This is a genomic window from Polaribacter gochangensis (assembly GCF_046224025.1).
GTDB classification, from domain to species: Bacteria; Bacteroidota; Bacteroidia; order Flavobacteriales; family Flavobacteriaceae; genus Polaribacter; species Polaribacter gochangensis.
Map to the genome: position 1 here is coordinate 995,338 of NZ_JBJXRF010000001.1, position 13,532 is coordinate 1,008,869.

The 13,532-nt window shown below is 30.3% G+C and carries 11 protein-coding genes; 2 read left to right on the forward strand and 9 right to left on the reverse strand.

Features of this window, described 5'->3' with window-relative positions:
* Window positions 1–65: 65 nt before the first annotated feature.
* Genes ACEWL1_RS04665 through ACEWL1_RS04675 form a run of 3 tightly spaced genes read right to left on the reverse strand, consistent with a single transcriptional unit; the run spans window position 66 to window position 4,711 of the window.
* A complete protein-coding gene (locus tag ACEWL1_RS04665; protein ID WP_409232116.1) occupies window positions 66–3,443 on the reverse strand; it encodes a hypothetical protein in 3,378 nt (1,125 codons plus the stop codon).
* Between the two features lie 31 nt (window positions 3,444–3,474).
* Entirely contained in the window at window positions 3,475–3,957 is a 483-nt protein-coding gene (locus ACEWL1_RS04670; protein WP_409232117.1) for a methylated-DNA--[protein]-cysteine S-methyltransferase, read from the reverse strand.
* The gene (locus ACEWL1_RS04675; RefSeq protein WP_409232118.1) at window positions 3,947–4,711 is read right to left on the reverse strand and encodes a TatD family hydrolase; all 765 of its coding nucleotides are present in this window, start codon (window positions 4,709–4,711) and stop codon (window positions 3,947–3,949) included. The genes ACEWL1_RS04670 and ACEWL1_RS04675 overlap by 11 nt, the downstream gene beginning before the upstream one ends.
* A 119-nt stretch (window positions 4,712–4,830) precedes the next feature.
* Here ACEWL1_RS04675 and ACEWL1_RS04680 point away from each other — a divergent pair, with 119 nt between their 5' ends.
* Window positions 4,831–5,328 (forward strand): retropepsin-like aspartic protease, encoded by a 498-nt coding sequence (locus tag ACEWL1_RS04680; RefSeq protein WP_409232119.1) that lies wholly within the window; start codon window positions 4,831–4,833, stop codon window positions 5,326–5,328.
* A 90-nt stretch (window positions 5,329–5,418) separates the two neighbouring features.
* Here the strand turns inward: ACEWL1_RS04680 and ACEWL1_RS04685 are convergent, their stop codons facing one another.
* From ACEWL1_RS04685 to ACEWL1_RS04710, 6 genes are all read right to left on the reverse strand, one after another.
* Entirely contained in the window at window positions 5,419–5,583 is a 165-nt protein-coding gene (locus ACEWL1_RS04685) for a hypothetical protein (RefSeq protein WP_409232120.1), read from the reverse strand.
* Entirely contained in the window at window positions 5,583–10,124 is a 4,542-nt protein-coding gene (locus ACEWL1_RS04690) for a LamG-like jellyroll fold domain-containing protein (protein WP_409232121.1), read from the reverse strand. The genes ACEWL1_RS04685 and ACEWL1_RS04690 overlap by 1 nt, the downstream gene beginning before the upstream one ends.
* An 18-nt stretch (window positions 10,125–10,142) precedes the next feature.
* Window positions 10,143–10,577, reverse strand: a complete 435-nt coding sequence (locus ACEWL1_RS04695) for a hypothetical protein (protein ID WP_409232122.1) — start codon at window positions 10,575–10,577, stop codon at window positions 10,143–10,145.
* 21 nt (window positions 10,578–10,598) lie between these two features.
* Window positions 10,599–10,862, reverse strand: a complete 264-nt coding sequence (locus ACEWL1_RS04700) for a hypothetical protein (protein WP_409232123.1) — start codon at window positions 10,860–10,862, stop codon at window positions 10,599–10,601.
* A 183-nt stretch (window positions 10,863–11,045) separates the two neighbouring features.
* Window positions 11,046–11,900 carry a hypothetical protein gene (locus ACEWL1_RS04705; RefSeq protein WP_409232124.1) on the reverse strand — a complete coding sequence of 285 codons (855 nt, stop codon included), beginning with the start codon at window positions 11,898–11,900 and terminating at the stop codon, window positions 11,046–11,048.
* Window positions 11,901–11,913: 13 nt separating this feature from the next.
* Complete coding sequence (locus ACEWL1_RS04710) at window positions 11,914–12,987, reverse strand: 7TM diverse intracellular signaling domain-containing protein (protein ID WP_409232125.1); 1,074 nt, start codon at window positions 12,985–12,987, stop codon at window positions 11,914–11,916.
* Window positions 12,988–13,213: 226 nt separating this feature from the next.
* Between ACEWL1_RS04710 and ACEWL1_RS04715 the strand changes: the two genes are divergently transcribed.
* Window positions 13,214–13,429 carry a hypothetical protein gene (locus ACEWL1_RS04715; RefSeq protein ID WP_409232126.1) on the forward strand — a complete coding sequence of 72 codons (216 nt, stop codon included), beginning with the start codon at window positions 13,214–13,216 and terminating at the stop codon, window positions 13,427–13,429.
* The last annotated feature ends 103 nt before the right edge of the window (window positions 13,430–13,532 follow it).

Consider the following 13,532-nt stretch of genomic DNA (forward strand, 5'->3'; position numbering starts at 1 on the left):
GTTGTTACAATTATATGCTACTACAAATCTAATGTTATTTTTTAATAATTATAACCTACTAAAGCTTAAAAATCTGCTCGTAACTGAATTGATCCGTTGTGTATAGTGGTCGAATTTTCTCCTTTCCTGCCTAAATAATTAAAGTTTAAATTGATAAAAGAATTTATTTTTTGCTGATACATCAAAGACCATGTGTAATTTCTGCCAGCTAGTAAACCTTCTAACATTTGATACGCAACTGGGCTATTTTGATTTCCCATAAAATTATTGTGAAACAAATTGATTTCTACTCTAATCAATGCATCTTTTGTTGATTTGTAATAATAAGAACTTCCTAATTTTTGTTGTTGTAAAGTTTCTAAACTACCAACGTTGTTTTCTTTGTTCTTATAATTGTAAAAGAAAGAAAATTGATGATTTTTATTATATTCAAAAGTAAATTTTGGAGCGATTTCATAAGCGTCGATTCTGTAATTTTGATTGGTAAAGTTTTCAGTAATAATCTCGTCTTTTGATGTGTTTGTTTTTAAATCAAAAAGCCAAAAAGCAGCTAATTTATGCGCAAACTCTAATTGATGCAATTTGGTGTTGTTTTCTTGATTACCAATGTTGTATAAATGTTTGTTTTTAGAAGTTGCGTAGGTAAAAATAAGGCTATATTTCTGTAGATTTTTGTTTAAATACAAACTGTTTCTAAAACTAAAATTCAATCCTAATAATTTTGATTCATCCAAATCAAACGGATTCAAATTAAAAGAATTATCAGTTCTTTTTTGTTCGTTATCAACCACAAAATTGGTTTGATTGTAAAAGTGAGAAAGTACTTTTTTAACGCCGCTTTTAGTTGCCCATTGAGATGGATTAATCGTAAAAACTTGTTGCCATTTTGCACGTTGTGTATTTATAAAAGTGATGTTTGGTAAGGCAACACGCAAATATGCTGCTTGGTCTTTATAAATAGCAATTTCAAACTCGTTAAATTCTTTAATTCCGTTGTTGTTATAATCAATCCACGTATAATATCCTTGTCCAGGCTCGGTTTTAATATAGACATATTCTTGTTGCGGAATATTGCCCGAAGAGGTTTCGTAAACAGTATTAAAATTGATAAAATTACGAAAGAGTTTTTGGCTATAAACTATTTTAGAGTTCAACGCCTTTTCATCAGCTGTAAAAGTGTTTTTTGTACTTCTGTAATTTGCTAAGATCGATAAATTACTAGAGGTGTTTTGTAAAATTCTACTATTGATATAATAGGTTTTTCGTGAATTTACTTCTGTAAAAGCATTGTTTCTAATACTGTCATTTTGCCTAAAATTAAAACCAATTTTGGTGAACACTTTAGTAGAATCTCCTAAACCAATAAAGGTTTCGTATTCTTTAAATTGATGACTTAATGCACTTTTCTGTTGCGTTGATTTAGATTCGATTTTATTGGTTTCTACATTGATAAAACCACCAAGCCAAGAATTCGAAAATGAATGTTCTATTTTCCCTTTAGCTCTTAAAAATTTATTTTTTTCTAAAGTAGATGAACTGTTTAATAAACTAACAAACGAACTAAATTTTGTGTTTTTTATGTTTGTTTGGCTGTTAAAAACGTGTTTAATTCCGTTGTAATTATCGGAATAATTTATTAGGTTAAAACCATAGATATATTTAGAATTTTGTGTGTTGTCTAAAATAAGTTGTGTGCTAATTTGATTTCTATTTCCTAACGGATTTACAATATTCCAATCGCGTAAAAATTCAACAGCATCAAAACGTTGTTCGGTCGCAAAATTTTGTTGTACATATTCGAAACCTATATCCGTTGAAAACCTCCATTTTTTATCCACAAAGAGTTGTTGCCATTTTAGTTTTGCAGCCAACCCTTTGTTTTCAGAATCATCGATTGTAGAAAATAAATTGGCATCAGTATTGCTCAAAGCAATTTCTCCAAAGAAACTTGTTTTCTTAGTCAGATTTAACGTTGTATTTACAACTGCAACTTGCGATTTTGAAGGAGCAGCTAGTCTGATAATTGGTTGATAATTCCCTAAATTGATTCCAACATATTTGTAAATATTTCCAATTGCGATGGTTTTATCTAACGTGTAATCTCCTTTATTTGCGCCAACAAACGTAAAAGTAACATTGTATAATTGATCTGTTGCATTTGTTGAATATTCAAAGTTTTCTGTAACTCCGTTTGTTACTTTTCTGTACAAAATTCTGTTTTCAGAATACACATCTTCGTAAGCACTATTTGCAAACATTTTAGATTCATCATTACCAGCATTTGCTAAAATCTGCTTTTGTGAATCCGATAAATTTTGCTGTATAGGCTGATTTTTTGCATCATTTTCGTTATAGAAAATTCCGTTGATGGTAAATTTTTCTCCAACATATTTTGCTTTTTCATAAGTAACAAAACGCGTGTAATTTCTGTTAGAATACTGATAATCTAAATGAAAACGAATGTCATTTGTAACCGGAAAAGTAGTGTTAAAACGTATTTCGGAATTGTTATAATCGATGGTGTAATCTTTGTTTTCTCCTCTGTTTAACAAAACGCCGTTTGCATACAAAGCATCGCTTCCGGCAACGATTATAATAAACGCTTCGTTGTTTGGACCAATAATTTTATACGGACCTTGATTTCCTTCTTTACCAAGAAATTTAAAACTGGTAAACTTTCCTCTTACAACTGCTCCAGAAGCAAGTACATTTAGATTGTCATTTAGTTTTGCCTCCACTTCTAAACCGGCAACTTTTTTAGAAAAAGGCATAAAGTAACTGTCTGAATTTGTTAAATCTAAATCTCCTGCTTTTACACGCCAATTTTTGTGTTCAAACTCAATAAAAATACGATCAAAATCAGTGATATTTTGAGAATATCCGTTGTCTTGTAACGGAATATTAGTGTCAAAAATATTGGCTTTTATGGTAACATCTTTTGATAAATTTCCTTTAATTGTTAAGTCTAAAGAGGAATTTACAACCGAGTTTTGATTGTTGCCAATTGTTAAACCACGTGTAATGTTTCCAGAAGTTTCTAAATTATTAAAAAGCTCTTTTCTTTGTTGATTTTTATTGGTTGTTAAACTGTATAATTGTTGTGTATTGTTGGTATTTGGAACAATTATGTTGTCATTATATTTTTGATAGGTTTTGGTGATAAAATCAGGAAATCTAAAATATTCAACCCTTATAAAAGGATGTTTTTTTGAATTGATTATCAGTTGTGCTTTTATAAAATCTACTTGATATTCTGAAGTCGGAATTACCGTTTTATTTTGAGAAAAAACTTTAAATAATTGCGAATTGATACTCACAGAATCTATTTGAACCGTGTCTTTTACCAACGTAAAATCCTTTGATCTAAAATCTGAAGAACCAGTTTGTGCATAGATTGAAAAACCTATACAAACAAAAATGATAAAAATGATTTTTTTAATCATGTAATACAAACGTTCTAATTGTAAAAATAGTTTAAAATAACGATTGTTGTTTTACAGGATTTTCGTGAGCTAATAACCATTTTTTACGCCAAATTCCGCCAGCATAACCAGTTAAAGAACCGTCAGAACCAATAACTCTATGACACGGAATTACAATCCAAATTGGATTTTTACCATTTGCTGATGCAACAGCTCTGATAGCTTTTACGTCGCCAATTGCTTTGGTTTGTTCTAAATACGTTCTGGTTTTATTAAATGGAATGTTTAGTAATTCTTTCCAAACTTTTTGTTGAAATTCAGTTCCTTGTGGATTTAACTTTAAATCGAATTGGGTTCTTGTTCCTGCAAAATATTCCTCTAACTGAGAAATACAGTTTTTTAAGTAAGTTGGAATATTATTGGATGTTTCTATGTCGTCATCTAAAACAGAAATAGATTGAATCCCGTCTTCGTCTCCAACAATTTTTGCAGTTCCGATGGGAGTTTTGTAATATATAACGTTGTTAGATTCCAAAAATATCTTTTGAGTTTTGAGTTGTAATTTCGGCAATTTCTTCGAAAGAGATTTCATAAATAGCCGCTAATTTTTCTACAACTTGTGTGATGTAACTGCTTTCATTTCGTTTTCCTCTAAAAGGCGTTGGTGCTAAATAAGGCGAGTCTGTTTCTAGTACAATATGTTTGATGTCAATTTGATGTAGAAACTGATCTATTTTCCCATTTTTAAACGTTGCAACACCGCCAATTCCTAATTTCATATTGTAAGAAATGGCTTTTTTTGCTTGTTCTAAAGTTCCTGTAAAACAATGAAAAATTCCGAATAAATCATCACTTTTTTCCATTTCTAACACTTCAAAAATTTCATCAAAAGCTTCTCTACAATGAATTACAATAGGTAGTTTTTTTTCTTTTGCCCACTGAATTTGAGTTCTAAAAGCTTCTTGTTGTTGCACTAAAAAATTGTTGTCCCAATACAAATCAATTCCTATTTCTCCAATGGCATAAAAATTACGTTGATCAATCCATTTTTTTACAATCGCTAATTCTTCTTTGTAATTTTCTTTTACAGAAGTTGGATGCAATCCCATCATTAAAAAAACATCGTCTGGATATTCAGCTTCTAATTTAAGCATGCTTTCTGTGTACGAAGAATCAATTGCAGGAATAAAAAAACGAGAAACTCCAGCGTCTTTTGCTCGGTTCATCATTTCATTTCTGTCTTTATCAAATTGATCAGAATATAAATGCGTATGTGTATCAGTAATCATTTTTTAGTGTTCAGTTATCAGTTATCAATTATCAGTTATCAATGTTCAATTAAACTGTTTATTGATAATTGTTCATTGTAAATTGAATTGTATTTTAGCAAAAACAAAAGTACTGTTAAATGCCAAGTCTTAAAAAAGTATTGCAAAAAAAGAAATATATAAAAATCAAGTTGATAAGAATTGCTACAAATCACTTGGAGTTAAAAGCAAAGATAAACGGAGTTAAAGGGCGATTTATCTTAGATACGGGCGCATCAAACTCTTGTGTTGGAGTAGATTTGATAGACTATTTTAAGTTACATGCAGAAGCATCTGAAACAAAAGCAGCCGGTGCAGGAGCAACCGATATGGAAACTCAAAAATCTACCGATAATACCTTACAAATTGGAAAATGGAAAACCAATGAAAGTCATTTAGTACTGTTTGATATGACACATGTAAATACCGCTTTAACGCAGCATCACGCAAAAGAAGTTCATGGAATTATTGGTGCAGATATTTTAGAAATGGGCAAGGCAATTATTGATTATAAAACCTTGGATTTATATTTAAAAAAAGATCCTATTTTTAAAAATAAAAAAGTGTTTACAGAAGATCAAACAGCACTTCCGTTTTAAAATAAAAAAAGGCTCACAAAAATTGGCGAGCCTTTAAAAAAATGATTCTCTTTTTCCCCAAAATGAAATCTCATTTTTTACTTTTTTGTATTAAAAACCACTTGGGGCTTCTGGGCTTCTTGCTTGAGCAGTTTTAGGATTTAATAGCATATAAGTTCCTATAGCGGTTAATGCGGCATATTTTCCGTAGTTACCAATTTTTTGAATAGCTTCTTTGCGAGTAATGTTTTCTGATTGTTGTTTTTTATTTTCCATTATTCTAAAATTATTTTTTTAATAATATTTCCATTGTCAGATGCGATCTTTACTATATATATTCCAGGTTTTAAATCGTTGGAAATTTGTAAAGTAGTATTGTGAGTGGTTTTGTTTAACAATTCTTTTCCTAAAATTGAAATTATTTTTATGGTTGCTTTTTGGTTGTTTAATCCTGTGATATTTAACGTTCTTTTGTTAGATAAATAAACATTAAGTTTGTTTTGGTGTAGCTTTTCTACAGCTAATACTTGTGTTGTAACATGTACAGAAAAACGTTCAGTAGTATTTAAATCTTCTGATACTGTTATTTTGTAAGAAGCATTTTCTTCATCTAACCTTTTAAAGGTGTTTAAGACTTTGTCCTCTAAAAAGATTTTATAAGTGTTTGGAATGCTTTCTTTGGTTAATGTAAAAGTTATTTCGCTATTTGCTTTTGCATTAATTCCAATTGGGATAACCATGTTTTCATAATTATCTTTTGGTAACGATTGAATGGTGAAATTCGTTTTATGATTACCATCAACCAAACGAGTAAAAATATCTAAACCATCGCTATTAAAGTTTCCAATATCATAACCTTTATCAAAACCTACTGTTGCATTGTCAAAGTATTTGATAGCAGTATTTACAGTGTAATTTCCATCACTTAACAATACTTTTATAGCAGGTGTTGCATTTTTTGTTTTTTCAAAAAGGTTATTTCCTGCGGCTGGTTTTGTACTTCTCTTTTCTTGGTTAAAAGTAATTTCTGTTTGTCCGTTTTTAAGTTTTACAAAGAAACCTTGTCCCGGAGTTAGAGAACGATTGGCGTCATCAACCTCAGAAACAACGACATATTTATTTTGTGTATTATCCCACACGTAGATACTTTGATACGTGTCATCTAAAGCAGTTAAATTGTCATTTAAAAAACTATTAGAACTGTTTTTATTTGCTGGAAAATACGTTGTAAACGGATTTCCAATAGCATTCCATTGGTTGGTTGTTACAGTTTTAGTTGTTGTATTGGTAGTTAAAGTTCCAGTAAATGATATTTCACCGTCTGTTGCTCTAGAAATGGCATAACTTTTACCCACTTCAAACTCTAAATTTTCATCCATATCGGCAAAATAATATACCCATTTTTGCCCGTTAGGTTGCGAATCATCATAATAACTAATGGCGTATTTGTTTGGCGTAACATCGGTTCTTTTTCTAATGTTATTTGCAACGTTTTCTGCAAACGCTTTTATTTTTTGTCCTGCAACTGGCGGAGTAACAATACTCCATTTATTAGCCAATAAACCACCACGTTTGTAAGTAACAGTTCCTGTGCTTGTGCCTTCAACTAATAAAACACCACTATTTGTTTTGTCAGATGACAACTCTAAAGTTCCACTGCTGTTAAAAGAGTTTTGTATGATAATTTCTTTGTCTTTTGGAATGTTTAGAACTGCTGTGTTTTCTAACGTAAAATCATCAATTTTTAAATCATCAACATCAATGGTAACAGTTTTTCCTGAGTTAATAGTAACTTTATCAACTTGTGTTGGTACAATACCTAAACCCCAATTACTTGGAGTTGACCAATCTCCTGTAGTGGTAAATGTGTTGGTTGTAATAGTTGTGTTTGAAAAATTACCAGTAGCACCTGCAACAAAATTAGAAGTAGCACCTGTTTTTGTAAAATTGTTTAAAGTTCCATTTAGATTATTAGAACCGCTATCAGTAAGTAAAGAAATAGATGAATTATCACCTTCTGCAATTCCTTGATTCATTTTATAATAAGCCGCTAAACCGTTTGCATTTGCAGGAACACTTTTGTCTTTTTGATTATTGATTTCTGTTGCTGTTAAAACACGCGACCAAATTCTAACTTCATCTATACTACCATTAAAAAAGTGAGCATTATTTCTTGCTCCAATTTCTATAGGAGCAGTACTATCAAACATAGTTCCTGCAACAGCGTTTGTTCCAGTTGCTACTCCATTGATATAGGCTTTCATAGTTGCGCCGTCAAAAGTAAGTGCTACATGAGACCATTCTCCAGCTGCAATTGTAGCTGTAGATTCAAAATATTCATCAGTAGTACCATCAGTTGTTACTGTAAACTCTACTCTACCAGAAGCTAATAAGATAAACGCAAACGCTTTTTGATTTGTATCATATTGACTTAAATAGGTTTGAGTACTTAATTCATCTGGGTTTAACCAAGCTTCGGCAGTAAAGCCAGTAGAAAAATCAAAAGCAGCATTGTCTGCAATGGTAACTCTATCATCAGTCCCATCAAAATTTAAAGCATTGTTTAAGCTAAAGCTTTTAACATCACCATAAGATGTGCCTTGAGTATTGGTGGCGTAAGCTCTATAATAATAAATGGTATTTGCGGTTAAACCAGTAATGTTTTCTGAGAAAACTCCTGTTCCAGTTCCATTTGTATCTTTGGTAACATCTGTATCTCCAATTTTTGGGTTGGTATCTGTTGTGGAATATAAAATACCTCTTTCTGTAACTGCACTTGCTCCTTGATGCGTAATATTCCCTGCTAATGTAGCAGAAGTACTTGTTACATTAGTTGCGTTGGTAGTTTCTACAACCGGTAAAGTTGGAGGTGTTAATTTTATATATTTTTCATTCGTCGTTGGAGCAGTAGTAGAAAGTGTCATGTCTCCTATAAAACCAATAGTTTCTTCTTCAATTATAATTTTTAAATCAAAGTCTAAATGAGAAGAGTCATTCATTCCTGTAAAAATTACATGCCCATCATTGTATACATTTGTTGTATTAGAACTTAATGCATGATTTCCACTTCCACTAAAATTAGTTAACACAACACTATACGTATTACCTTGTGTTACATTTACTGCTGATGATACTATAAATTCTTGACCACTAGCAACTGTACTGTTTGAGATGTATATAGATTCTGAATGTATTTCTGTTCCTCCATTGGTTTCATCTCCACTATAAATTTTTAAATCTGCTGTGCCAGAAAAAGTATGATTACCATCTTTTGGATAAAATGTTATTTTTTTTAGTATACCATTTACGCCAGCTGAATACGTTTGCCCTATTTTAGCTTGATTCAAATAATCATTGGTAGTAGTTTGGTTTACTGTAATATTAGTTGTGCTTGCAACTGCAAGCGTGCTAATATCATTACTGTTAGCAACACCGTTAACGCCTTTTATTTGTAAAAAAACATCTCCATTAGCAGTAATATTATTTACTGTTACTTCATACACAGTAGTTGATATTTGATTTATAGTACTAATTGTTGCACCAGCAGCATTTGTTGTAAAATCTGAAACATCTACATCTTTAACAGGTTTACTAAACGTAACTTTATAGGTTACTGTATTTTCGTAGGTGTTTTCTAAAGTAGGGTTTTCTCTTTCTATTGCTGTAATGGAAACTCCTAGAGTTGTAAAACTTTTAATTTCTCCATAACCAGTTCCAGAGCTATTAATGGCATAAGCTCTGTAATAATAGGTTGTTTCTCCAGTGAAATCATTTATAGTTTCAGAAAAAACACTTGTTCCTGTTCCGTTAGTGTCTTTTGTAACGTTTGCCTCTCCAATTTCAGGAGTAGTATCTATAAAAGAATATACTATTCCTCTTTCTGTTATAGAACTTCCGTTATTTGAAATTGCATTACCTCCTAACACTGCAGATGTTTGAGTTATTGTATTTGAACTTGTTGTTGTAATTGTAGGTAAATTACTAATTGTGTAAGTTTCATCTGTAGTTGGTAATGTATTGGATAATAATACTATGCCACCAGTGAATACATAAATTTTAAAGTATAAATCTGCGCTTGAAAGTAAGTCTGGATTATATAAATAACCATTTGCGTAAGTATTGCCAGTTTTTGCTGTAAAAGCAGATGTACCAGTGCCTGAATATTTTAGTTTAAAAGTATAGGTGTTTCCAGTGGTAATTGATGCAGGGTTAGAAAAAGTATATGTTACTTCTCCAGTATCGCTAGTTACAGTAATGTTTTCTGTGGATAAAAGATTTCCTCCAAATCCATCTCCTGAAAATAACTTTAGTGTTCCTGTACCAATAGCAGTATGAATTCCAGGAAATTTTCTTAAAATTATTTTTGTTAACAAACCAGTGTTTTCAGCAACAAATGATTGACCAAATTCAAAAGAACCGGTTTGTTGTGCAGTTGGAGTATTACTTATAGATAGTGCACTGCTATTCTTTTTAATATCGTTACTTCCTGTAGCATCTACACCTTTTATATCTAAATTTATAGTGCCAGAAGAATTAGTAATTCCAGTAATTTTCACATCATATACAGCATCGTTTATTTTGGCTATTGATGAAATTATTCCATTTGCTGATGCAGTACCACTCAAAGTAAAATCATCAGTTGACACATTTAATACCTCATCATTAAAAGTTACTCTAAATGTAACTTCATCTGCACTAGTAGTTGCATCTGTTGGATTCTGGCGTTCAATAGAATTTACTTTTAAAGTTTGTGAAAAAGTTGTAGAAGAACAAATAGTTATAAGCGTTATAAGTATTATAAAAGTATTTTTTTTCATGATAAATATTTTTTAAGATTAAACCCACCAAGTTTGTGTCCAGATGTCAAATAGTATTTTTTGACAAACACTCGCTCTAGTTTCATTATGTTTCCATCTAGTAAGGGATATTTGCTTTATTGAAGAAAGGTTCGAATTATCAAGATCTAGTTCTACAATTTTTAACTCGTCATTACTTTCTCTTTGTAATAAGCCTTGCCCAGAGGCATTAATAGAACCGCTAATATTTATTTTTAAAGTTGAATCTGAAATCTTAGTTATAATAATAGTTATTTCAAATTGTTGATTTAGATACTCTCCTTCTATGAGAACTTTAATTTCAGAGGAATCTACTTGTAACCAACTACCAATCCCTATTTTTATATTTCCTGCAAGTTTTACTTCAAAACTTTTACTTTCTGCAGCTTCTGCGCTTATAAACCTTCGTAAGTCTAATTGTACTGTGGTTTCCATTATATTTAATTTTAGTTATCACTATTTTAATGTTTTTAATTTTTCTTTAATTTTTTTACGAATATGCCAAAGACTAAAAATGGTACAGCCTAAGTAAATTACATACCCAGAAATTAGTGCTATGATATAAGTGTATTCATTGTCAAAAAACAAGAATGCTAGCACCAATAGAACAACACTTATTAGTGATGAAAAAAAGATTAACCACTTGGTAGTTTGTCTAATTTTTCCTTTGTTTTCTTGTAAAGAATAATACAGTGATTTTTTATGTATGTGTGCATGCATCTTGTGATATTTTGATGCAATTTTAAATAAGAATTCTGTTTTTTATCCCATCCTTTTGGGTAGTTTTTTAGTTTTAGCGCCCTTATTTTACTGACTTTTGTTAAAAACAGTCTTTGAAGCTATCTAAAAAATCAATATTTTTAGATGTGAAGTAAAAATAGATTGTATACTTTAAATAAAAGGTTATTCGGTGTGTGGTAAGTAGCCAATTAATGCTATATCAGGAGATTCTAATAATTGCCTTGGAGTTACAATTGTTTCTTTTATTGGAGGCCAATTTTCAGAAATAGAAGACATATTTGTAATAAAGTTTTTGTGTAATTCGTCTAAAGAGAAATTAGGTAGTTGTAATTCATTATTTTTAAAGACTTCAAATACATTTACTGCCAATTCATACCCTGCATTTTTGTACATCATGGCAACTAAAGGACTGCAAGCAACCATATTTCTTTGATTCAGATTGTTAAATTCATTTATATGATATAAAATTTGTTCAACAATGTAATTGGCTTGATCATTTCCAAAAGAATCTGCTATCAATTTATGTAATGTACCTTTTGTATATCGCAAAGAGCAAATAGCAGCTAATAACCAAGCAGTTTCAAAAGAATAATAACCTTTTATTTTATAAAAATTTCTGATAGATTGATTAATTTCTTGATGAAAATTAACAGGCCTATTTTTTAATCTGCATACATACACATTCATAACAGCTTCGTGCGCTAAAGTGTCATTTAATGTAGCGATTCCGATTCCGTTTCCTCCCGCTTGTACTACACAATCTTGAAAAGAAAAAGGCACATCTTTATTGTGAAGATGTATGTCTACATTTCCCCATATACCAGCATGATAAATATTCCGATAATTTTTACCTTCTTTCCCTGGATCAAACCACGCAATTAAATAATGTAATAAATAATAGAAAGCATCTTTTTTACCATTTCCACATTTTTCTAGAAAAGTTAAAGGATTGAAATTAAAATCTTCAAAAATTAAGATATCACCAATTTGTAAATCTGATTCTTTTAATTTTTTCATTAGTTGTATTTGGTTATTTGTCGAATAAGATTTTTGAGGAAATTTCTGTGCGTTTTTTTACATCTAATTTTTCATAGACATTACGGGTGTGATATTTTACCGTATTGATAGAAATAAATAACTTGTCAGCAATTTGTTGATTGTTTAAACCTAAACTAATTTGTAATAAAATATCGGTTTCCCTTTCTGTTAACTGATGCTTTTCGGCGAGTTTTTCAATTTTATTTTCTGGAGAATCTGCGTCATTATTATTTGTAGATTTTATTTTCTGTTCAAGGTTAAGCACTTGAGAAATATATGTTTTTAATTGTGTTCTAATTTTAAAATTTTCTTTTTGTAAATTTTTAATACGGTCTGCTAATGCAAATGATAATAAGACAATTTCAAGCGCTCCTCCAAGTTCTAAAGAAGACATTACGAATGCATTTCCTGGTAACCAACCAGCACCATGTAGTACTCTTATAATTAAACCTAATACATAAGGAATCCAGGCGATTAAATAAAACATGGCTGGTCTAAACCCTTTTCTAAAAGCAACGATTCCAACAAAAATATAAGAAGGAAATGAAAGTAATACCAACCATCTTCCAAACGGCGTAATTTGTTCTATTGTTAGAAATAAACTTAAAACAGTTAATAATAAACTTAGGTAAGCAATACCCCACATTAATTTATCTAATAATTTATGGTGTTCTTTTAATTGTAAAAATTCGGAAGTAAATCTACTAGAACAGAACATGCTTAAACCAGCAAATGTAACGTAGATAATTTCATCTAATTCGGGCCGGTTAGGCCAAAAAAACTGTCCACTAATATTGTTGGTTGCTAATGTTGTTAATATGTTAAAGATTACCGTACCAACATACAATAGATATGCTTTGTCTTTTAAAGAGAAATAGAGCAATAAATTATAAATTGCCATTACTAACATAAAGCCAAAGAAGATTCCTAAAAGGAAACTCCGAGAATCTGTTACGACCCTGACTTTGTCTAAAACATCTATATCTTGAGGTGATATAATTTTTAAACTTAAATAATCAAAAGAAAAAACTATTAAGTTTAAAGTGTAAGATATAAATGAATGCATAAACTATCTTTAAGTAATAAAGTTTTGGAAGCTAAAAATAATGAAAATTATAGAGAATAAAAATTGAATTTTTTTATTTCGTAAACGATACAAAAATTTAATTATATAATTGAAATTCAGTATTTTATTTATTTTTTTTAAGGGTTTAAGTTTTTTTAAAGATTGTTTAATTGTAACAAATATTTTAAATCCTCGTCTTTAAAGTATAACATTAAAACTTAAAATCATGAAATTAGCATCACATCCACGAGTCGTTGAAAGAGGAATTTTAACATCTGCATATAAACAAGCAATCAGACAAAATATTAGTGAAATGAAGAGAAAATCTTTGTCTCGCATTAAGACTTCAATTTTAAACAGCCACGACAAACTTCAAAGTCAGGCCGGAACTGTTTTACAAGTATCACTTTTTGCCATTGTCTTGGTAGTCATTCTTTTTTAGAAAACAAAAAAATCTCATTTATGCTGAATTTATTTCAGGATCTAACTGAACTCAGCATAAACAAGATTTTATTTTTATAATTATTCCTGCGTAGGCAGGAATC

What these genes read in the sequence shown, in the direction of transcription:
- ACEWL1_RS04665 (WP_409232116.1), bottom strand. Translation starts at nt 3,443, where the DNA reads ATGATTAAAAAAATCATTTTTATCATTTTTGTTTGTATAGGTTTTTCA.
- ACEWL1_RS04675 (WP_409232118.1), bottom strand. Translation starts at nt 4,711, where the DNA reads ATGATTACTGATACACATACGCATTTATATTCTGATCAATTTGATAAA.
- ACEWL1_RS04680 (WP_409232119.1), top strand. Translation starts at nt 4,831, where the DNA reads ATGCCAAGTCTTAAAAAAGTATTGCAAAAAAAGAAATATATAAAAATC.
- ACEWL1_RS04685 (WP_409232120.1), bottom strand. Translation starts at nt 5,583, where the DNA reads ATGGAAAATAAAAAACAACAATCAGAAAACATTACTCGCAAAGAAGCT.
- ACEWL1_RS04690 (WP_409232121.1), bottom strand. Translation starts at nt 10,124, where the DNA reads ATGAAAAAAAATACTTTTATAATACTTATAACGCTTATAACTATTTGT.
- ACEWL1_RS04695 (WP_409232122.1), bottom strand. Translation starts at nt 10,577, where the DNA reads ATGGAAACCACAGTACAATTAGACTTACGAAGGTTTATAAGCGCAGAA.
- ACEWL1_RS04700 (WP_409232123.1), bottom strand. Translation starts at nt 10,862, where the DNA reads ATGCATGCACACATACATAAAAAATCACTGTATTATTCTTTACAAGAA.
- ACEWL1_RS04705 (WP_409232124.1), bottom strand. Translation starts at nt 11,900, where the DNA reads ATGAAAAAATTAAAAGAATCAGATTTACAAATTGGTGATATCTTAATT.
- ACEWL1_RS04710 (WP_409232125.1), bottom strand. Translation starts at nt 12,987, where the DNA reads ATGCATTCATTTATATCTTACACTTTAAACTTAATAGTTTTTTCTTTT.
- ACEWL1_RS04715 (WP_409232126.1), top strand. Translation starts at nt 13,214, where the DNA reads ATGAAATTAGCATCACATCCACGAGTCGTTGAAAGAGGAATTTTAACA.